This window comes from Oceanimonas sp. CAM02, assembly GCF_032842915.1.
GTDB classification, from domain to species: Bacteria; Pseudomonadota; Gammaproteobacteria; order Enterobacterales; family Aeromonadaceae; genus Oceanimonas; species Oceanimonas smirnovii.
Genome location: NZ_JAWJBK010000005.1, coordinates 32964 through 53768, shown reverse-complemented (window position 1 = coordinate 53768; position 20805 = coordinate 32964). Strand labels below are relative to the sequence as shown.

Here is a 20805-nt window from a genome sequence, read left to right as displayed (position 1 = left end):
CCTCCTTAAAGGCCGGTGAGCAGGCGTTGCAGCCGGTCATCCAGCAGCTGCTGCAGACGCTCCTGAGCGGCAAACTGCTCGGGGTAATCTACGCTTATCTGCTGGCCCTTGAGCTGGCCAATCTGCTCCAGCATAAACTGGCGCACGCTGTCGTCGGCAAAATAGTCGGTCAGCCACTGCTCGGACTGGGCCAGAGCACTGTCGTAAATTTCCTGCTGCTCGCGATAGACTGCCAGCTGCGCCTGCAGCAACTTGCCCTTGAGGTTTTCACTCAGATACCAGTGCTGCTGAGGAGAGAGCAGGGCTTCCACATTACCGTCACGGCGGCGGACGGTAACAAAGTTTTCGCTGAAGCTGGCCCAGCTCTTTTTCAGGTTTTCCTGCCAGTCATCTACAGACTCTGACAGCGTCAGATCGGGCTCTTCGGCCCGCGCCATAATAATGCCGGCCAGCTTGAGCTTGTCGACCTGATCGTTAATGCTGTTCAGCTTGATGACCAGACCTTCGCGGTCGACTTTTTTCACTGATTTGATGCTGGCAATATCATCGGCCAGTGCTTTTCGTATCGGTACCAGAGTGGGATCATTGACAGCGGCCAGGCGCTCGTCGGCATTGGCCAGCATCATGGCGGCAGACACGGCGTCCTGTTCCAGCCACAGTTTGCGGCCGGCCATGCGCACCAGATATTCGGCTTCTGCCAGCATCCAGTCATTGGGGCGCTTGGTATCCAGATCCAGCACCTTGCGGGACAGACCTTCCACCTGCTCGGTCACGCTGCTCTGAGCACGTTCAATTTCATTCAGGGCTGAGCTCTGCTGGCTTTTCAGTGAGCTGATGGTGGCTTGTTGCTCGGCCAGGCGACTTTCCATGGCAGCCAGCTGTGCGGCCTGGTTTTCACCCTGCTGATGACCGTGCCAGTAAAGGCCGCCGGTCAGTACCACTGCCAGCACGATGGCAACGGTGGCCAGACCTTTACCCGATGAAGGCTGTTTTTCTTTGGCCGCTTGCTCCGCCTGGGTGTTGCCGGACTGCCCGGTCTGAGTGGTGTCTTCGTGGTTGGACTCGGCAGAGGAGGACGCCGGTGTGGTATCAGCGACCAGTTTGTCGTCCTGTTGCTCTTGTTTTTTGTCAGTCATTCCTTTTCCTCTCATCCAAGTGCGCCGATCAACGCCGTGTTGGATGCACCTTTTGCATTGATGATGTGGGTAAAGCCCAATTGTTTCGCCTGCTCAACCACGCGAATGCTGGGCACTATCAATATGCGGCTCAGCAGCCAGTTTTTTGCAGTGTGCTCAGCAAGCATAAACAGATGCTGTAGCAGGCCACCACTGGTGATGATAATACTGTCCACGCCCTGCTGCTGCCAGCGTTGCACCAGAGTTCCGTCAGTGTCCTGGCGATAACAGCGGCGATACACTTCACAATAGCTGACCTGTGCCCCCCGTGCTGCCAGAGCAGGGGCCATCATGTGGCGACCGCCATCGCCGCGCAGGATCAGGACTCGGCAGCCATCGGGATGCTGCAGCTCGGGCAGACTTATCATCCCTTCCGAACGCGGATCGTCGGGCACCAGCGCATTGGTTATACCTGCGGCAGCAAACGCCCTACCGGTAGCCTCACCCACAGCCACATAGGTGACGTCAGGCCAGCCCGAACTCTGACTTTTCAGTGCATTATCAGCGAAATTAACCGCTTGTACGCTGACCGCTATCACATAATCCTTGCTGCCAAGCTCGCTAAGCAACGCCGGCACCCGGCTCAGTTCAGCACCGGATTCAAAGGTCAGCAGCGGGGTGGCCACCGGCTGATGGCCGGCCCGGCGCAGTGCCTCGCACAAGCTGTGGTTTTGCGGCTCGGGCCGGACCACCAGCGGGATCACGACGAATAGACCTCGGCCAGAATTTGATCAGCACCGGCGGCCAGCAAACGTTTGGCAAGCTCGGCACCCAGAGTCCGGCCCTGTTCGGCGGGGCCGCGAATCTCATCATAGAGTACTTTGGTACCATCGGGGCGGCCGACCAGACCCCGCAGCCAGAGCTGATCGCCTTCCAGCAGGGCATAAGATCCGATAGGCACCTGGCAACCCCCTTGCAGGCCATGGTTCATGGCTCGCTCTGCTTCTACCCGCAGCTGAGTGTCGCGGTCATTGAGCGGTGCCAGCAGCTCCAGCAACTCGGCATCGTCCAGGCGGCACTCGATGCCGACGGCACCCTGACCGTTGGCAGGCAGGCTGTCTTCCGGGCTCAGCAAGCCGGCAATACGGTCGTCCAGTTCCAGTCGCTTGAGGCCGGCTGCTGCCAGAATAATGGCATCATACTCGCCGTCATCCAGCTTACGCAGCCGGGTCTGCACGTTGCCACGCAGGGTTTTTACTTCCAGGTGCGGATAGCGGGCGCGGATCTGGCACTCCCGGCGCAGACTGGCGGTGCCCACAACGGCACCGGCAGGCAGCTCAGCCAGGGTTTGATAATGGTTGGACACAAAGGCATCCCGCGGATCTTCGCGTTCGCAAATCACCGTCAGACCCAGTCCTTCGGGAAACTCCACCGGTACGTCTTTCATGGAGTGCACGGCAATATCGGCCCGGCCATCGAGCATGGCCTGCTCCAGCTCCTTGATAAAGAGCCCCTTGCCGCCAATTTTGGACAGCGGAGTATCGAGCAGCACATCTCCTTTGGTAGTCATGGGGACCAGTTCAACGGTGACGTCGCTGTGCAGTGATTCCAGGCGTTCCTTTACATAATGAGCCTGCCACAAAGCCAACAGGCTTTTACGGGTGGCGATACGAATGATGCGATTAGCCATAAAACTCTCGTTGTTTGTGAGTATTGCGCCCGATGTTATCACTGTTGTCTGAGCGTTTCAGGCAAAGAGCAAAGGTTAAACGGCGGGCCATGACTCTGTCTTGCAGGTTATTGTTCATTTACTGACTAATTGTTACCATGATCACACTTTTGACCCGTGTCGGGTTATATGTCGGTCCAACGAAGGCCAGAACCTTTTGCACGCTAATTTTCATCAGCTCGTTGAACGGTGTGAGCAATTTAATCAGCAGAAGCTGACGCGAGCCTCGGCGGTGATGAATCGTCAGGGCCAGCAGGTATTTGAACTGTTGCCCTTATTGCTGCACTACCATCATGCTCTGTTGCCGGGTTATGTTCCCGGTGACGTGCCTGCAGGCATTTGTCAGTTTGTGCCCAATGACTGTCAGCGGGAGTTTATTGACGAGCTGTGCCGTGCCGCCCACGAGCATCAGGGCCTGGAGCAGCACGAATGTGACATTCTGGGTCTCTATTCCATGGGCAGCACCTCTTCCATCGGTCAGGGCCATCGCTCCGATCTGGATATCTGGGTGTGTCATGCGCACACGCTGGCACCGGCCCGGGCCGCCTTGTTGCAGCAGAAGTGCCTGTTGATCTCCAAATGGGCCGATCAGCGGGGAGTTGAGCTCAACTTTTTTCTCATTCCCGATAACAAGTTTCGCACCGACAATCAGCAGTCGGTACAAGGGGAGAGCTGCGGCAGCGCTCAGCATCTGCTGCTGCTGGATGAGTTTTACCGCAGCCACCTGCGCATTGCCGGCAAACGGCTGGTGTGGATGTTTGCCCCCGGCAAGCTGGGGCCCGGCTATGATCAGTTTGTGGCGGAGCAGTTTGCCAGCGGTACCCTTAACCACGATGAGTGGCTGGACCTGGGCGGATTTGCGCGCATTCCTGCAGAAGAATATTTTGGCTCGGCGCTGTGGCAGCTCTACAAAAGCATCGACTCCCCCTACAAGGCGGTGCTGAAAACCGTACTGATGGAAGCCTATTCCCATGAATATCCCGACACTCAGCTGTTATGCCGTCAGCTGAAGGGGGTCTTTCAGACTGCTGAAACACTCGATGAAACCCAGGATCACTATGTGCTGATGCTGGAAAAAGTGACCGATTATCTGAAATCCATCGGGGATGAAAAGCGCCTGGATCTGGTGCGTCGCTGTTTTTATCTGAAAGTGTCGGAAGCCCTGATGCCGGAGCAGGAAAACGATGAGTCTCTGGCCTGGCGGCAACAGATCATGGACCGGTTAATTGGTTTGTGGGGCTGGCCGGCAGAAAAACTGGCCAGACTCGATAACAGGGCCAACTGGAAGGTAGAAGAGGTCAAGGCTGCCTACGGCGAACTGCTGGAAGCCCTGATGCAGAGCTATCGCAGTCTGATCCAGTTTGCCCGGCGCAATAACATCAGTGAGTCCATTAACCCGGAAGATATCGGCATTTTGTCGCGCAAGCTCTATGCTGCCTTTGAAAACCTGCCGGGCAAGGTGCAGCTGATTAACCTGCGTATTGCGCCGGATTTGAGCGAACCCGATATCAGTCTGGTGCAGGTGCCTCAGGGCCGGGTCAATCAGGCCGGCTGGTATTTATATAAATATGGTCTTAACCCCGCCGATATTCTGGGCCGCAGTGCCATAGAGCACAGCGACTATGCCAGCAAGCTGGTAGCCTGGGCGCATTTTAACGGTTTGCTGACAGAGCAAAGCCGGTGGCACCTGTTTAATCAGAGTACGGATCTGAATCTGCAGCATTTGCAGGAGTTCAGCCGTGATCTGGCGGCTCTGTTTCCGGCACGGCTGCCGGAGCCGAGCAATCTGGCGCTGAGCCGGCCCTGTGAAGTGCGCCACCTGGCTATCTTCCTTAATCTGGAAGAAGATCCTACTGCCCACCGGCGGGACAGAACCCTGGAATTTGGTGCCAGCACCAGTAACCCTTTCAGTTTTGGCCGTCAGCAGGAAAACCTGGCGGGCTCAGTAGATATTATTTACCGCAACTCCTGGGATGAGGTGCGTACGCTGCATTTTGGCGGCAGTACCGCCGTGGTGGACTCGCTGACTGCCATGCTGGGCAAGATGCATCAGGGTGCCAGTCCGCCGGAAACCCTGAATGTGTATTGCTACAGCCGGCATTTGCGCAGTTTGCTGCGCACCCGTTTTGAACAGCTGGTGCAGGAGTGCATTGAATTACGGCTGGGTCCGGTGAACGGTCATCGGCTCAAGCGGTTACAATTGGGGCTGGAGCAGTTTGGTATTTTCTTTGAGCGCCGGGGTGTGAGTGTGAAACGCATGGAACCAGAGCGTACCAGCGTGCCCGCAACCAAGGGGAATGCTCAAGGAAATAATGCACTGAGCTATGCCCTGCGGCTGGATCAGCATCAGCGTCAGCCGGTGCCCGAGGTGGTGGATGCCTATGCCAGTGAAGGTCTGGTGCAGTTTTTCTTTGAAAGCAGCGGTGAGGGCTACAACCTGTACATACTTGACGAGGCCAACCGCACCGAGGTCTATCATCAGGTGGCAGGCAGCAAAGACGAGCTGGTGCAGAGCATTAACCGGCTCTACACCGCCAACCAGGAGCAGAAAGAGGGGCAGAGTCATTTCAGCCACTTTAACCTGCCCCAGTATTATGAAATTGTGCGCACCAATGACGAGGTGCGGGTGCTGACCTTTCGCACCAGCAAGGACGACCGGGACCCGCTGCCGGCGGATCCGGTCTGAGATACCAGCAACCCCACTGCCGCCCGCGCTATATTGATGCTGTTACAGCGGCAGTTCGACGCCACCCTGGCGTTTGGCCTGCAGGGTCAGCCAGCTCAGCAGCTCATGGCCCTGACGGTTATCTATCCACTGGTCGCCCTGCAGGGCAAAATGGTGACCGTTTTCCCGGGTGGCCAGCCAGATCTGATGCAGCGGCTCCTGCCGGTTAATGACAAACTGGACGCCGTTCTCAAAGGTCAGGTTCATGACGCCGCCCACGGTTTCACATTCAATGTCTTCACCGCTTTCATCAATACGTGCCTCAATATGCTCATAAATGGCATCCGCCAGAGCATGAAATTCACTGTCGTTCATTGCCCGCTTCCTATTGCTTTTGAGAATGTGAATGCGATTATAAGAGCCCTGAACCATATTCACAGTCATACGATGAACAAATTCAAGCTGACCGCACTGGTTGCGCTGGTTCTGGGCCTGTCGGCATGTGGCCTTAAAGGCCCGCTGACCCTGCCCGAAACCGAGCAGCAGCCCACTCAGGTTGAGCAGTCGTAAAGGAAACAACCTTGGATTATTTCAATTATCAGGATGATGGCCGCCTTTACGGTGAAGCCTGCGATCTCACCCGTCTGGCCGAGCAATACGGCACGCCGCTTTATGTGTATTCCCGCGCTACTCTGGAGCGCCACTGGAACGCCTTTGATCAGGCCGCCGGCGAGGTGGATCATCTGGTGTGCTATGCAGTGAAGGCTAACTCCAATCTGGCGGTGCTGAATGTGCTGGCGCGGCTGGGTTCGGGCTTTGATATTGTCTCCGGTGGTGAGCTGAGCCGGGTTATTGCCGCCGGCGGCGATCCGAAAAAAGTGGTGTTTTCCGGGGTGGGCAAGCGCGAAGACGAAATTCGTCTGGGTCTGGAAAAAGGCATCTTCTGCTTTAACGTGGAGTCGGTAGCCGAGCTGGCGCGCATTAACGGTGTGGCCGCTGCCATGGGGGTAAAGGCCCCTGTGTCCATTCGGGTAAATCCGGATATCGACGCCGGCACTCACCCTTATATCTCTACCGGTCTGAAGGAAAACAAGTTCGGCATTCCCATCGAACAGGCGCGGAATATCTATCGCCAGGCCGCGGCCATGAGTCACCTCGATATTCACGGCGTAGACTGCCATATCGGCTCTCAGCTGACCGAGCTGTCGCCTTTTCTGGAGGCGGTCGACAAGCTGCTGGTGCTGATTGACGATCTCGCCGAAGACGGCATTCACATTAAACATCTGGATGTGGGCGGTGGTCTGGGCGTGCGTTACGACAACGAAACGCCGCCGGAGCCGCGCCATTACGCCGAAGAGCTGAAAAATCGCCTGCAGGGCCGCAATCTGACCCTGGTATTTGAGCCGGGCCGGGCCATTGCCGCCAACGCCGGTGTGCTGCTGACCAGAGTGGAGCACCTCAAGCCCGGTGAAGCCAAGAACTTCGCCATTGTGGATGCGGCCATGAACGACCTGATCCGGCCCGCACTTTACAGCGCCTGGCAGGCCATTATTCCGGTAGACAGCACTCTGGAGCGTCAGTCTGCGGTGTATGACATCGTCGGTCCCATCTGCGAGACCGGTGACTTTATCGGTAAAGACCGCGAACTGGCCATTACCGAAGGGGATCTGCTGGCGGTACGCTCTGCCGGTGCCTACGGCTTTGTGATGGCCTCCAACTACAACAGCCGCCCCCGGGCCGCTGAAGTGATGGTAGACGGTGAACAGGCCTTTGTGGTGCGTGAGCGCGAGCAGCTGGCGGACTTGTGGCGGGGCGAGCACCTGCTGCCCGAGGCCTGAACCATGAGCACGCTTCATTTCTCCAAAATGCAGGGGCTGGGCAACGACTTTATGGTGGTGGACGGCGTCACCCAGAAAGTCTTTTTCAATCCTGACGTGATCCGCCAGCTGGCGGATCGCAATTTTGGGGTGGGTTTTGATCAGCTGCTGCTGGTGGAACCGCCCTATGATCCCGAGCTCGACTTTCACTACCGCATCTTTAATGCCGATGGCTCCGAAGTGGAGCAGTGCGGCAACGGTGCCCGCTGCTTTGCCCGTTTTGTGCGGCTCAAGGGCCTGACCAACAAGGATCGCATTGCCGTCAGCACGCAAAAGGGCAACATAGTGCTGCAGCTGGAAAAGGACAATCAGGTCACCGTCAATATGGGGGTGCCCGAGTTTGATCCGGCCAATATTCCGTTCAAGGCTCAGAAGGCGGAAAAAACCTATCTGGTGCGCGCCCAGGACCAAACTGTGCTCTGTGGTGCCGTGTCCATGGGCAACCCCCATTGCGTGGTGGAAGTGGATGATATCAACACCGATCAGGTAGCCACCCTGGGGCCCGTGCTGGAAAACCACGAGCGCTTTCCGGCCCGGGTGAACGTGGGCTTTATGCAAATTATCAATGCCCGTGAAATCAAGCTCAGGGTGCACGAGCGCGGTGCCGGCGAAACCCTGGCCTGCGGCACCGGTGCCTGTGCGGCGGCGGTCATGGGCATGAGCTGGGGCAAGTTGTCGGAGCGGGTAAAGGTAGCGCTGCCCGGCGGCAGCCTTACCATCGCCTGGCAGGGCCCGGGCAAGCCGGTATTCATGACAGGCCCGGCCACTCATGTGTTTGACGGACAGATCTCCCTATGACCGATAAAAGCGCCCTGGCCGAGGCGGGGCTCGATGAAAGCCACATTGCCGATTACCTGGCCAGCCAGCCGGACTTTTTTGTGCGCCACCCCGGCCTGCTTGAGCAGCTGCGGCTGCCCCACGAGCAGCGGGGCAGTGTGTCGCTGGTGGAAGCCCGTATGGAGCGCCAGCGCCAGCGTATTCATCAGCTGGAAGAAGAAATCACTCAGCTGATGTCGGTGGCGGGCGAGAACGAGCGTATTTTTCGCGTTTACCTTGATATGTATCCCCGCCTGTTTGACTGCCGCACGCCGGCGGAGCTGGAGCAGCGCATTGCCCATGCTCTGCGGGAGCGGCTTCGTGTTACGGCAGTGCGGCTGGTGCCGGATGCCCGCTGGTGCAATCTGCCCAAAGCCCGGCCCGGCGAGCAGCTGGAAAAGCTCTATCGCGAGCGCATGGCAGGGCAGGACGTGTATCTGGGCCGGCTGGGCCGGGAAGAAAAACAGCGGCTGTTTGGTGATTCTCTGGTCAATTCCTGCGCCCTGATCCGCATTGGTCAGCAGGGCGAAATGGGCCTGCTGGCCTTTGGCAGTGCCGACAGCAGTCACTACCGCTCGGGCATGGATACCCTGATTATTCGCCAGCTGGCCGGCTTTCTGGCGCTGCTGCTGCCGCGCATGGTGGAACATGGCCACGCCTGAACTGGCTTCAGCCATTGATGACTTTCTCGATTATTTGCGGGTGGAGCGTCAGCTCAGCCCGCACACTCTGGACAACTACCGCCGGCACCTTACTGCCATCAGTGAGCAGCTGACCGAGCTGCATCTTGCCGGCTGGGGCGAACTGTCGGTGGCCCATGCCCGGGGGCTGGCCACCCGCATGCACAAACAGGGGCTGTCGCCCCGCTCCATTGCCGCCAAACTCAGCGCCCTGCGCAGTTTCTGCGACTGGCTGGTGCTGAATGGCCGGCTGGTGGCCAATCCCGCCAAGGGCGTGAGTGCGCCCAAGCAGGGCCGGCCCCTGCCCAAAAACCTGGATGTGGATGAACTGCATCAGCTGATGAACCTGGACGAGTCCGATGCGCTGGCGGTGCGGGACAGAGCCATCATGGAGCTGATGTATTCTTCCGGTCTGCGACTGGCGGAGCTGGTGGATCTTAATCTGAATGATGTGCAGTTTGCCGAACGTCAGGTCAGAGTCACGGGCAAGGGCAACAAGGAGCGCATTCTGCCGGTGGGGCGCATGGCGCTGGACTGGCTGCAAAAATGGCTGACGGTACGCCCCGAGCTGGCCGGCCCCGACGAGCCGGCCTTGTTTGTCAGCAAGCAGCGCCGGCGCATTACCCACCGCAGTGTGCAGCTGCGCCTGGCCAAGCGGGGTCAGCAGCAGGCACTGGCCGGTCATGTGCACCCCCACAAGCTGCGCCACTCCTTTGCCACCCACATGCTTGAGTCCAGCGGCGACCTGCGCGCGGTGCAGGAACTGCTGGGCCACGCCGATCTGGCCACCACGCAAATCTATACCCACCTCGACTTTCAGCATCTGGCCAACGCCTACGACCAGGCCCACCCGCGCGCCAAACGTCGTAAGGATGAGGAGTAAGGCGGCCATTAAGTCCGTGCAATCACGTCGGTCAAAGGGCACTGCTTCTCCGGCACGCCGTGAACCCCTCCATGGGGGCTCCGCTGCGCCATCCCTGGCGCAGAGGGCGCTGCGAAGCAGACACCCTTTGCCCTCCTTGTTCACCACCGAGTTGCCAAATGACTCGCTGACAACCGACGCCAATGCCAAACGAAGCCGCAGCTGGGATTGTGAAGCCGACCGTCAAATGCCAGGGATGGCATTTGCCGAGCGTCCCATGGAGGGGCTGGAAGCGTGTCGGCGGAGGTAACCCAGCTGCTGCTTCGCCGGCGAGGACGCTCAGACGGTTTTCGAGGCGTGAAGGGAAAGACGAAAGCAGGTTAGAATGCCTTCACTGACTTTTGAAACCGGAACTCATGCATGCGCTTTTACAAACGAATGGCACCGGTCAAGGTGCTCAGCTTTGATCTGGACGACACCCTCTACGACAACGTGCCGGTAATGACAGCAGCCGAGAACTGGCTGCTGCAGGCGCTGCGTAACGATTACCCGGAGTCCACTCTGCTGGGCAAGGACAATCTGGCGGCGATCAAACGCCGGCTGATTGCCGAAGAGCCGGCCCTGGCTCACGATGTCAGCGCCTGCCGGCTGCGCGTGCTGGCAGAAGGTCTGTGTCAGCAGGGGTTACCAAAAGATAAAGCGGAACAGCTGGCCGAGACCTTTTATCAGGGCTTTCTCGCCGAGCGGGGCAAAATAGTGGTGCCCGAGGCCACCCATAGAGTGCTGACCGCGCTCAAGGACAAGTACCGGCTGGCGGTGATCACCAACGGCAATATGCCGCTGGAGCATACCGAGCTGGCACCCTATTTCGAGATAGTGCTCAAGGCCGGCCCCCATGGTCGCATGAAGCCGGCACCGGACTTGTTTGACCGGCTGGCGCAGCAGGCCGGGGTGGACCACGGCGAGATTCTGCATATCGGCGATCATATTAATACCGATGTGGCCGGTGCCGTGCACAGTGGCTGTCAGGCGGTGTGGCTCAACGACAACGGCCGCACCGAAGCGGATCTGCAGTGTTTGCCCCAGGTGGCCCTGATGCGGTTGGAGCATCTGCTCGAGCTGTTATAATCGCCGGTTTACAGCAATACACACTATTCGGGAGAGGGAAGGGATAGCCTTAGCCAACCGTCGATGGCAGGGATGCCATCGTCGAGTATACATGGATGTACTTGCTGCGTGTTGGCGTTGGCTGCCCTTTCCTCTCCGGGCTTGCGCGGTATTGCCTTTAAAGTACAGACAGGAGTTGTGATGGATGTATCCAGCCTGCTTGACGGCATGAACGACAAGCAAAGAGAGGCGGTGGCCGCCCCTTCCCAGAATATGCTGGTGCTGGCCGGGGCCGGCAGCGGCAAGACCCGGGTGCTGGTGCATCGCATTGCCTGGCTGATGCAGGTGGAACAGGTGCCGGCCTCGGGCATACTGGCGGTCACCTTTACCAACAAGGCCGCCGCCGAAATGCGCAGCCGGGTGGAGCAACTGCTGGGCGGCCGCCTGTTCGGCCTCTGGCTGGGCACCTTTCACGGTCTGGCGCACCGGCTGCTGCGGGCGCACCATCTGGACGCCAACCTGCCCCAGGATTTTCAGATCCTCGACTCGGACGATCAGCTGCGCCTGCTCAAGCGCATTCTCAAGAGCCTGAACCTGGATGAAAAGCAGTGGCCGCCGCGTCAGGTGGCTAGCTACATCAACGGCCGCAAGGACGAAGGTCTGCGCCCGGGCGATATTCAGGTGCTCAACGACCCGCTGCAAAAGACCTATCGCCAGATCTATCAGGTGTATCAGGAGACCTGTGACCGGGCCGGTTTGGTCGACTTTGCCGAGTTGCTGCTGCGCGCCCATGAGCTGTGGCTGTATAAGCCGCACATTCTGGCGCACTACCAGCAGCGCTTTCAGCACATTCTGGTGGACGAGTTTCAGGATACCAACAATATTCAGTATGCCTGGCTGCGCATGCTGGCAGGCGACAGCGCCCGGGTCATGATAGTGGGGGACGACGATCAGTCCATTTATGGCTGGCGCGGTGCCCGGGTGGAAAATATCTCCCGTTTTCTGCAAGACTTTCCCGGTGCCGAGACGGTGCGGCTGGAGCAGAACTACCGCTCCACCGGCACCATTCTCAAGGCTGCCAACCGGCTGATTGCCAACAATGCCGAGCGCATGGGCAAGGAGCTGTGGACCGAGGGCACCGAAGGTGAGCCCATTGCCGTGTACAGCGCCTTTAACGAGGTGGACGAGGCCCGCTTTGTGGTGGAGCGCATCAAGCAGTGGCGCAATCAGGATGGCAGCCTGAGTGACAGCGCCATTCTCTACCGCAACAACGCCCAGTCCCGAGTGTTGGAAGAGGCGCTTATTCAGGAGCGTATTCCCTACCGCATCTATGGCGGCCTGCGCTTTTTTGAACGGCAGGAAATCAAGGACGCCCTCGGCTACCTGCGGCTAATCAACAACAGAGGCGACGAGGCCTCGTTTGAACGCATCGTCAACACGCCTACACGAGGCATTGGCGAGCGCACGCTGGGGCTCATTCGCGAGGCGGCCCGGGATCGGGAGCTCACCCTGTGGCGGGCGGCCTGGGTGCTGGTGGAAGACAAGGTGCTGACCGGCCGGGCCGCTTCGGCGGTGAGCCGCTTTATCAACCTGATCAACCAGCTGGAAGACGACACCCGCGAGCTGCCGCTGCATGTGCAGACCGACCGCGTGATTGAGCTGTCTGGGCTCAAGGCCATGTATCAGGCGGAAAAAGGCGAAAAGGCCCAGTCCCGGGTGGAAAACCTGGAAGAGCTGGTGACCGCCACTCGCCAGTTTACCCCGTCGGAAGAAGACGACATGTCGCCGCTGTCGGCGTTTTTGTCCCATGCTGCGCTGGAGGCGGGCGAGGGCCAGGCAGATCAGTTTGACGATGCGGTGCAGCTGATGACGCTGCACTCCGCCAAGGGCCTGGAGTTTCCGCTGGTGTTTATGGTGGGCGTGGAAGAGGGTATGTTCCCCAGCCAGCTGTCGGCAGAAGAAAGTCACCGGCTGGAAGAAGAGCGCCGGCTGGCCTATGTGGGCATGACCCGGGCCATGGAAAAGCTCTACATCAGCCATGCCGAAAGCCGCCGCCTCTATGGCCGGGAAATGTTTCACCGCCCCAGCCGTTTTATCAAGGAGCTGCCCGCCGAGTGCCTGGAAGAAATTCGCTTAAAGGCCAAGGTGACCCGCACCATTCCCAACGGCCGCTTCAGCCAGGACCGAGTGCAGGACACCTTTAATCAGACCGGTTTTCGCCTGGGCCAGCGAGTGCTGCACCCCAAGTTCGGCGAAGGAGTGGTGCTCAACTATGAAGGTGCCGGTGCTCAGAGCCGGGTGCAGGTCAACTTTGACGACGGCGGTGCCAAATGGCTAGTCACCGCCTACGCCCGGCTGGAAGCGATTTGATAACAGCGGACTGAGACCATCAGACCGATGGTGAGCGAACCAGTAGCCACAGAATGGAGCCGGCCACCGAGCAGAACAACAGGCCGCACAGGCCGTTAATCGGGCGGCTCCAGGCCAGTAGCCTGAGTTGTACCCACGGCGAAGACAGCCACCAGGCCAGCAGCACAAACCAGGCAAGGCTTAATACGAACAGCTCCACCACCAGGGCGGTACGGGTCAGCCAGTTGACGTCGGGTCCTACCAGCGCGGCGAGCAGGCCAATAAAAAACACCAGCGCCTTGGGATTGAGCAGGTTGGTATTCAGCCCCGCCCAGAAGCCGTTTCCGGACGTTCCACCATTGGCGGCCTTGAGTTTACTGGCCGGCCTGAAGGCCGCCCGCAAGGCACCCCAACCCATCCATCCCAGATAAATGGCACCCGCCAGCCGCACCAGGGTAAACAGCAAAGGGTGTGCCTGAATAAGCAGGCTGATGCCGGTGAGGCTCAGTATGCTGTGCACCAGAATGCCGGTGGTAATGCCCAGCGCCGCGCTCAGGGCGGCTCGTCGCCGGGCCGAAAAGCGCAGCATCAGGGCAATATCCGGGCCCGGGCTCGCCAGCGCAATAAGGTGAATAACGCCTATGGTAATCAGCAGTGAAACGTTCATGAAGTGCTCCGTCTGTGGTGGATGCACAGTGTAAAAGGCGGGCGTTTTACCGGCTTGTAAGTTATTGCATCTGTGCGCGAAAGCGAGCCGGTGTAATGTGATAAGCGTGAACAAAGGCGCGATGAAAATGCGACTGGTCAAAAAAGCCCACCGCCAGTGCGGTGTCGAGCACGGGATGACCGGCAGCCAGCCGTTTCTTGGCATCTTCCAGCCGCAATCGCTTGAGATAGGCGTGGGGTGTCATGTCCAGACCTGCTTTGAACTGGCGCAGAAACTGAAAACGTGAAAGATCCAGTTCGGCGGCCAGCTCGGCCAGTGAATGGGGCTGATCCAGGTTGTCCAGCAGGCGATCCCGCACTCGGGTCAGCAAAGGCTGGGCCAGCGGCCTGGTATCCTGCAGCGGCAAACAGTCTGCCAGCAGTGCCAGTAATTGGCTTTCGGCAAAGCGGGGATTCGTGTTCGCCTGCTCCAGTTGGCAGTGCAGCGTCAGGGCCCGGCGATAAAGGGCGGGCTGGTGGGTGAGCGGTTGTGCAAAGAAGGGCAGGGGTTGTTCCAGCTCGTCGGCCAGCCCGGAGACCAGTTCGGGTGACAGAGAGAAGACGCGAACGCGAAACCCCGTTTCGTCAAAGCAATCGCCGTCATGGGTCACGTCCGGATTGAGCAGCGACAGCTGTCCCGGTACCAAAGGGGCCGAATTGCCTCTGTGAATAAATTTCTGGGCTCCGCTTTCTACCAGACCCAAGTGGTAATCGAGATGGACGTGCCGGCCGTAACTGAAGCCAGCGTGATGCGCCAGGCACAGCTCCAGGCCGTTCAGGCCATTGCTTTTCCAGTATTTTACGCTGCTCATGCGCCCATTCTAGCGGTTCACGGTGCCTGAGTTTTGTAAAGAATTGCGCCGGTGGCGCAGGCCATCCAGGGTGTAGATCACCAGGGCACCCCAGATCAGCGCGAAGGTGATACCCTTGTCCAGGGTAAAGGGCTCGTTATACAGGCCCACCGCCAGCAGAAACATCAGGCTGGGGCCCAGATACTGGAAGAATCCCAGGGTCGACAGTCGCAGCCGGCGGGCGGCACCGGCAAACAGCAGCAGCGGTACCGTGGTCACCAGGCCGGCGGCGATCAGCCATAGATTGAGGTTGAGCGGGTTGTCGGCCAGCCGGCTGGTGGCCGAGTCGGCGATCCCTAACAGATAAATCAGGGCCAGGGGCAGCAGCACCAGAGTTTCCAGCATCAGACCGGTAAAGGGATCTACCGGCACTTTTTTGCGGATCAGGCCGTAGCAGCCAAAGGATAAGGCCAGAGCCAGGGCGATCCAGGGCAGGCTGCCGAACACCAGGATCTGAATGGCCACACCGGTGCCGGCCAGTCCTACCGCCAGCCATTGGGTGCGGCGAAAACGTTCTCCCAGAAACAGCATGGCCAGCACAATATTGAACAGCGGATTGATGTAGTAACCGAGGCTGGCATCCAGCATGTGATCGTTGTTCACCGCCCAGATAAACAGCAGCCAGTTGGCACCTATAATAACTGATGACAGTGCCAGCATCAGCAACTGGCGAGGGGTGCGAAGCAGGGCGCGAACTCTGGGCCAATAACCGAGGGCCGAGATCAGCAGCACCAGCAACAGCCAGGACCAGATGATGCGGTGGGTGATAATTTCATCGGCCGGCACCGCGCTCAGCTGTTTGAAATACATGGGGGCAATACCCCACAGAAAATAGGCGCCGAGGGCGAGCAGGGCGCCCTGGCCGGCCTGGTCTTTCGCCATGCTGGAATACCGAACAAATAAAGGAGGAAAGGCAGTTTAGCCACAAGGGCGGCCGTCAGCCAGTAACAAATGCAACTTTGTCATCCGGGCCTGCGGTTTATTGTTGTCGTCCTCTGTCTTACAATGCTCGTTCGTTTGTGCCCGGCTGACCGAGATGAATCCCGAAACCGAAGACACCGCTTCCGTCCCCATTCCCGACACTCCCCATGGCGTGTTGCAGCAGGTGTTTGGCTACCAGGACTTTCGCAAAGGTCAGCTGGAGATAGTGGAAGCGGCGGTGGCCGGGCGGGATGCCATGGTGATTATGCCCACCGGCGGCGGCAAGTCGTTGTGTTATCAGATCCCGGCGTTGCTGCGCCCCGGGCTGACGGTGGTAGTATCACCGCTGATCTCGCTGATGAAGGATCAGGTAGATACTCTGGTAGCCAACGGCGTGGCGGCGGCCTATATCAACAGCTCGCTGAGCCGGGAAACCATGCTGCGCCACTTTACTGCTCTGCGCCGGGGCGAGATCAAGCTGCTGTATGTGTCGCCGGAGCGGTTGCTGCAGCACGAATTTATGGAGCGCCTCGGTGAGCTTGAGCTGTCCATGTTTGCCATTGATGAGGCGCACTGCATTTCTCAGTGGGGCCACGATTTTCGCCCCGAATATGCCGAGCTGGGCCGGCTCAAGCAGTGGTTTCCACATATTCCCATTATGGCGCTCACCGCCACCGCCGACGAAGCCACCCGTCAGGATATGCTGGGCCGGCTCAACCTGACCGAGCCGCTGATCCACATTGCCAGCTTTGACCGGCCCAATATTCGCTACACTCTGGTGGAAAAATTTAAGGGGCTGGATCAACTGGTGCGCTATGTGGCGGATCAAAGTGGTCAGTGCGGCATAGTCTATTGCTCCAGCCGCAAGCGGGTGGAAGAAGTGGCAGAACGGTTGCTGGCCCGGGGCCACAAGGCCGCCAGTTATCATGCCGGCCTGCCACTGGAGCTGCGCCAGTCGGTGCAGGAGCGTTTTATTCGTGACGATCTCGACATCGTAGTGGCGACGGTGGCGTTTGGCATGGGCATCGACAAGCCCAATGTGCGTTTTGTTGTGCACTATGACATTCCCAAAAATATCGAGTCCTACTATCAGGAAACCGGCCGGGGCGGGCGCGATGGTCTGCCGTCGGAAGCCATGCTGCTTTATGATCCGGCCGATGTGGGCCGGGTGCGCCGGCTGCTGGAAAACAGCGACAACGAGCAGCAGCTGCAGGTGGAGTTGTACAAGCTGAATGTGATGGCGGCCTTTGCCGAGTCCCTTACCTGCCGGCGTCAGGTGCTGCTCAACTACTTTGGTGAATATCAGCGCGAGCCCTGCGGCAACTGCGATATTTGTCTGGATCCGCCCAAACGCTACGACGGCACCGAAGACGCGCAAAAGGCGCTGTCCTGCGTCTATCGCACCGGCCAGCGTTTTGGTGTGCTCTATGTGGTGGAAGTGCTGCGCGGTGCTGATACTCAGCGGGTGCGGGAACACGGTCACGATAAACTCTCGACCTACGGCATTGGTAAGGATAAAAGTCAGGAGCACTGGGTCAGCGTGCTGCGCCAGCTTATTCACTCCGGCCTGCTCACTCAGAATATTACCCGCAATATGGTGTTACAGCTGACCGAGGCTGCAAGACCGGTGCTGCGCGGTGAGGTGCGGCTTGAGCTGGCCGAGCCCCGGCTGGTGCGGGTGAAGCAGAAAGACAAGGCCGAAGCCGGTCTGTCCCGGGCGGAAGACAGGGCTCTGTTCAAGGCACTGAGACAGTTGCGCAAGCAGCTGGCAGAAGAAGCCGATGTGCCGCCCTATGTGGTATTTAATGACGCCACGCTCACTGATATGGCCCGTTACCGGCCTAAAACCGAGAGTGAACTGCTGGGCATTAACGGTGTGGGGGTGCGCAAGCTGGAACGTTTTGGTGAGGCGTTTCTTGAGCTGCTGCGGCGGGAAGGCTGAGGCTAAAAATAAAGGTCCGCATGTGCGGACCCTGTCGCCTTGCAGAATGAGCGATTACAGGCTGGCGTAGTAGGCCGCCAGATCTTCCATATCCTGCTCGGACAGTGGCATGGCCATGGGTGCCATGATGGCGTTATTACGCTCACCGTTTTTGAATGCTTTCAGCTGGCTTACGATATAAGCAGCTTTCTGTCCGGCCAGGTTAGGGTAGATATCCATCTGAGAAATACCTTCGGCACCGTGGCAGGCTGCGCAGACGGCAGACTTGGCTTTGCCGGCTTCGGCATCACCGGCGGCAAAGGCCGGGGCACTGATCATGGCCATTACAGCGGCAGCTGTCATCAGTTTCTTCATCATAGAACTCCGTTATTATTAATTTACTAATTGCTTCCGGGCTCAGCTTTTGAGCAGTGGCAGTATACGTTAAGCTGAGGCGAACAATGAAACCCTTTGACGAGTCTCAAGGTGATAATGTGCTAATAGACAACCAATATGCAAGATTTGAGTGGGCCGGCTCCAGAGTAGCACCCACATCACTGGATTCTGCCAGGTTGTTGCTGGTTAACTATGACCTTGCTGATGAGCTGGGGCTTTCATTAAGCGACCAGCAGTGGCTGGAGCTGACCAGTGGTCAGCAGCTGCTGCCGGGCATGGTGCCTTTTGCTCAGGTATACGCCGGCCACCAGTTTGGCAGTTTCAGCCCGCGGCTGGGAGACGGGCGGGCCCTGCTGCTGGGGGAAGTGATCACGCCGGCCGGTGAGCGCTGGGATCTGCATTTGAAAGGCGCAGGCAAAACCCCTTATTCCCGCTTTGGTGACGGTCGTGCCGTGCTGCGTTCTTCGCTCAGGGAATATCTGGCCTCGGAAGCCATGCACCATCTTGGCATTCCCACCACCCGGGCGCTGTCTTTGGTGGGCAGTGACGAGCCGGTATACAGAGAGCAGACTGAAACCGGTGCTGCCCTGTTGCGTACCGCGCCCAGCCATCTGCGCTTTGGCCACTTTGAATACTTTTATTACAGCAGCCAGCTCGAGCGTATTCCCGGGCTGCTGAACTATCTGATAGACACTCAATGGCCGGAGCTGGCCAAAAGCCCGCAAGGCTACGCCGAGCTGTTTGAGCGGGTGGTGATGCGCACCGCCGGGCTGATTGCTCAGTGGCAGGCGGCCGGCTTTTGCCACGGGGTAATGAATACCGACAATATGTCGATGCTGGGCCTGACTCTGGATTATGGCCCTTATGGTTTTCTTGATGCCTACGATCCCGATCATATCTGTAATCATTCCGATCACGGTGGCCGCTATGCCTACGATCAGCAGCCGGCGGTGGGGCTGTGGAATTTGCAGCGGCTGGCCCAGGCGCTGTCTGGCCATATTGAGCTGGAAACCCTGCAGCAGTCGCTGGGCAAATATGAGCATGCCCTGCTGAGCCGCTATTCTGAACTGATGCGACAAAAACTGGGGCTTGAGCAGTGGCGGGAAGAAGATCCGGCCCTGTTTCGGGACATGTTCAGCCTGATGGCCGAACATAAAGTGGATTACAGCTGCTGGTTTCGGCGGCTGGCGCTGCTTGAATCCGAGGGCGAGCTGCCGAAAAGCTTGCTGGCCTTGTTGCCCGCCCCTGATGCCTGGCAGGACTGGTTTGCCCGCTACCGGGCAAGACTGGCGCAGGAAAACCGCACTCAGGCCGAGCGCCGGGCAGCCATGGACGCGGTCAACCCCAAATACGTGTTGCGCAACCATCTGGCTCAGCGCGCCATTGAGCAGGCGGAGCAGGGCGATATGGCCGAAGCCGATACCCTGTTGCAGCTGCTGGCCGCGCCCTTTGATGAGCAACCGGGGTTTGAGCACTATGCCGAGCCGGCCCCGGAGTGGGCGGCATCCCTTTGTATTTCATGCAGTTCCTGATGATGAACCCATTAAAAAGCGATACCAGTTTAAGCATTGAAACCTTTCCCGACTGGGCCAATGCGTTGGCCCGGGCACTGGAGCTGATCGTGCTGGAGCGGGAAGCAGGTGCCGATTATCACCAGTGGCTGGTGGATTTTGAAGGCAGCCGGCTGTTTCTGTGCTTTCAGCATTATAGCGATTGCGCCTGGCTGGAAGCATTAAATGCACAGGATGAAGCCGTGGCGCTCTGGCTCACCGCACAGTGGAACCGCAGGTAATCAGGCCGGGCTTTTTACTTCAAATGAAGACAAGTGGCTAAAAAACCGCTAGAATGCGGCGGTTTTTCATTGCTGACCCGCAATGGGTTCCCTAACCCCATTTATCAAAAAGGTGATACATGATCTCCGCTCAACAGTACCGCTCGGCGCTGATACGCCTGTCTTTGTTCCATATTGCCGTGATTGCTGCCAGTAACTATCTGGTGCAGCTGCCCTTTACCCTGTTTGGTTTTCATACCACATGGGGCGCACTCAGCTTTCCTTTTATTTACCTGGCCACGGATCTGACGGTGCGGATTTTTGGTGCTGATCTGGCCCGGCGTATTATTTTTGCGGTCATGCTGCCGGCGCTGGTCAGCTCTTATGTGCTGTCGGTGCTGTTTTTCGAGGCCAGCTATCAGGGCCTGGGATCGCTGACAGAATTCAATCTGTTTGTGGCCCGTATCGCCCTGGCCAGCTTTATGGCCTATGTGCTGGGGCAGATTATGGATGTGTCGGTGTTTAACCGGTTGAGGCAAATCAAGGCCTGGTGGGTGGCCCCCACCTGCTCCACCATTTTCGGTAACCTGGTTGATACCCTGGCCTTTTTCAGCCTGGCATTCTGGCGCTCGCCGGATCCCTTTATGGCCGAGCACTGGGTAGAAATAGCCTGGGTGGACTACGGCTTCAAACTGGTGTTCAGCCTGGGACTGTTTGTGCCCGCCTATGGTCTGCTGCTGAAATACCTGAGCCGTCGCATTCTTGGCGACGACCAAGCGGCACTGCAAACCAGCCGTTAATTACTGTGCAGAAGAATACAGGAATAGGGGTTGCAATAATTAATGATAACGATTATCGTTAACTTGCTTTCCAAACAAGGCCCCATTCAGCAGTAGGGCGCGACCGTTTTTGAAGGCACGACATTGCTCACATTGCTTCCAGAGTATTTAGGCCGGCTTATTGCCGGCCCTTTTTTGTGTTGTAGGCCCGAATTTATTCGGGCAAGCGGGCTAACAGGCGATACGGGTGTCCCGACAAAT

20 protein-coding genes are annotated in these 20805 nt (G+C 58.4%); 12 read left to right on the top strand and 8 right to left on the bottom strand.

Going from position 1 to position 20805, the window contains the following annotated elements:
* Positions 1–5: 5 nt before the first annotated feature.
* From R0I78_RS01760 to hemC, 3 genes are read right to left on the bottom strand one after another with little or no spacing between them, the layout of a single operon-like run.
* Positions 6–1136: a uroporphyrinogen-III C-methyltransferase gene (locus R0I78_RS01760; protein ID WP_019934640.1), complete on the bottom strand. Its 1131-nt coding sequence runs from the start codon at positions 1134–1136 to the stop codon at positions 6–8.
* Positions 1137–1147: 11 nt separating this feature from the next.
* Entirely contained in the window at positions 1148–1879 is a 732-nt protein-coding gene (locus R0I78_RS01755; protein WP_317074086.1) for a uroporphyrinogen-III synthase, read from the bottom strand.
* The gene (hemC, locus tag R0I78_RS01750; protein ID WP_019934642.1) at positions 1876–2805 is read right to left on the bottom strand and encodes a hydroxymethylbilane synthase; all 930 of its coding nucleotides are present in this window, start codon (positions 2803–2805) and stop codon (positions 1876–1878) included. Before hemC ends, R0I78_RS01755 begins: the two co-directional genes overlap by 4 nt.
* 196 nt (positions 2806–3001) lie before the next feature.
* Between hemC and R0I78_RS01745 the strand changes: the two genes are divergently transcribed.
* Positions 3002–5530 carry a class I adenylate cyclase gene (locus R0I78_RS01745; protein WP_317074085.1) on the top strand — a complete coding sequence of 843 codons (2529 nt, stop codon included), beginning with the start codon at positions 3002–3004 and terminating at the stop codon, positions 5528–5530.
* Between the two features lie 42 nt (positions 5531–5572).
* Here the strand turns inward: R0I78_RS01745 and cyaY are convergent, their stop codons facing one another.
* Positions 5573–5884, bottom strand: coding sequence for an iron donor protein CyaY (cyaY, locus tag R0I78_RS01740; RefSeq protein ID WP_317074084.1), 312 nt, complete (start codon positions 5882–5884; stop codon positions 5573–5575).
* Between the two features lie 72 nt (positions 5885–5956).
* Here cyaY and lptM point away from each other — a divergent pair, with 72 nt between their 5' ends.
* From lptM to uvrD, 7 genes are all read left to right on the top strand, one after another.
* Entirely contained in the window at positions 5957–6079 is a 123-nt protein-coding gene (lptM, locus tag R0I78_RS01735; RefSeq protein ID WP_019934645.1) for an LPS translocon maturation chaperone LptM, read from the top strand.
* Positions 6080–6090: 11 nt separating this feature from the next.
* Positions 6091–7347 carry a diaminopimelate decarboxylase gene (gene lysA, locus R0I78_RS01730; RefSeq protein ID WP_019934646.1) on the top strand — a complete coding sequence of 419 codons (1257 nt, stop codon included), beginning with the start codon at positions 6091–6093 and terminating at the stop codon, positions 7345–7347.
* Between the two features lie 3 nt (positions 7348–7350).
* Complete coding sequence (dapF, locus tag R0I78_RS01725; protein ID WP_317074083.1) at positions 7351–8184, top strand: diaminopimelate epimerase; 834 nt, start codon at positions 7351–7353, stop codon at positions 8182–8184.
* Entirely contained in the window at positions 8181–8864 is a 684-nt protein-coding gene (locus R0I78_RS01720; protein ID WP_019934648.1) for a DUF484 family protein, read from the top strand. Before dapF ends, R0I78_RS01720 begins: the two co-directional genes overlap by 4 nt.
* Positions 8851–9765: a tyrosine recombinase XerC gene (xerC, locus tag R0I78_RS01715; RefSeq protein WP_019934649.1), complete on the top strand. Its 915-nt coding sequence runs from the start codon at positions 8851–8853 to the stop codon at positions 9763–9765. The genes R0I78_RS01720 and xerC overlap by 14 nt, the downstream gene beginning before the upstream one ends.
* Positions 9766–10164: 399 nt before the next feature.
* The gene (locus tag R0I78_RS01710; protein ID WP_317074082.1) at positions 10165–10872 is read left to right on the top strand and encodes an HAD-IA family hydrolase; all 708 of its coding nucleotides are present in this window, start codon (positions 10165–10167) and stop codon (positions 10870–10872) included.
* Positions 10873–11052: 180 nt separating this feature from the next.
* Positions 11053–13221 (top strand): DNA helicase II, encoded by a 2169-nt coding sequence (gene uvrD, locus R0I78_RS01705; RefSeq protein WP_317074081.1) that lies wholly within the window; start codon positions 11053–11055, stop codon positions 13219–13221.
* 19 nt (positions 13222–13240) lie between these two features.
* On the opposite strand, the gene R0I78_RS01700 is transcribed toward uvrD, so the two are convergent.
* From R0I78_RS01700 to rarD, 3 genes are all read right to left on the bottom strand, one after another.
* Positions 13241–13867 (bottom strand): LysE family translocator, encoded by a 627-nt coding sequence (locus tag R0I78_RS01700; protein ID WP_317074080.1) that lies wholly within the window; start codon positions 13865–13867, stop codon positions 13241–13243.
* Between the two features lie 61 nt (positions 13868–13928).
* The gene (locus tag R0I78_RS01695; protein ID WP_317074079.1) at positions 13929–14717 is read right to left on the bottom strand and encodes an AraC family transcriptional regulator; all 789 of its coding nucleotides are present in this window, start codon (positions 14715–14717) and stop codon (positions 13929–13931) included.
* A gap of 9 nt (positions 14718–14726) precedes the next feature.
* On the bottom strand, positions 14727–15638 hold the full coding sequence (gene rarD, locus R0I78_RS01690) for an EamA family transporter RarD (protein ID WP_317074078.1): 912 nt from the start codon (positions 15636–15638) through the stop codon (positions 14727–14729).
* 154 nt (positions 15639–15792) lie between these two features.
* Here rarD and recQ point away from each other — a divergent pair, with 154 nt between their 5' ends.
* Positions 15793–17619 carry a DNA helicase RecQ gene (gene recQ, locus R0I78_RS01685; protein ID WP_317074077.1) on the top strand — a complete coding sequence of 609 codons (1827 nt, stop codon included), beginning with the start codon at positions 15793–15795 and terminating at the stop codon, positions 17617–17619.
* A 54-nt stretch (positions 17620–17673) separates the two neighbouring features.
* Here recQ and R0I78_RS01680 read toward each other — a convergent pair whose 3' ends face one another.
* On the bottom strand, positions 17674–17973 hold the full coding sequence (locus tag R0I78_RS01680) for a c-type cytochrome (RefSeq protein ID WP_019934654.1): 300 nt from the start codon (positions 17971–17973) through the stop codon (positions 17674–17676).
* Positions 17974–18059: 86 nt separating this feature from the next.
* On the opposite strand from R0I78_RS01680, the gene R0I78_RS01675 reads away from it, so the two are divergent.
* The 3 genes from R0I78_RS01675 to R0I78_RS01665 all read left to right on the top strand — a co-directional run bounded on the left by R0I78_RS01675 (position 18060) and on the right by R0I78_RS01665 (position 20565).
* On the top strand, positions 18060–19526 hold the full coding sequence (locus tag R0I78_RS01675) for a protein adenylyltransferase SelO (RefSeq protein ID WP_317074076.1): 1467 nt from the start codon (positions 18060–18062) through the stop codon (positions 19524–19526).
* Positions 19526–19786: a DUF3630 family protein gene (locus R0I78_RS01670; RefSeq protein WP_317074075.1), complete on the top strand. Its 261-nt coding sequence runs from the start codon at positions 19526–19528 to the stop codon at positions 19784–19786. Before R0I78_RS01675 ends, R0I78_RS01670 begins: the two co-directional genes overlap by 1 nt.
* A 119-nt stretch (positions 19787–19905) precedes the next feature.
* On the top strand, positions 19906–20565 hold the full coding sequence (locus R0I78_RS01665) for a 7-cyano-7-deazaguanine/7-aminomethyl-7-deazaguanine transporter (RefSeq protein ID WP_019934657.1): 660 nt from the start codon (positions 19906–19908) through the stop codon (positions 20563–20565).
* Positions 20566–20805 lie beyond the last annotated feature (240 nt).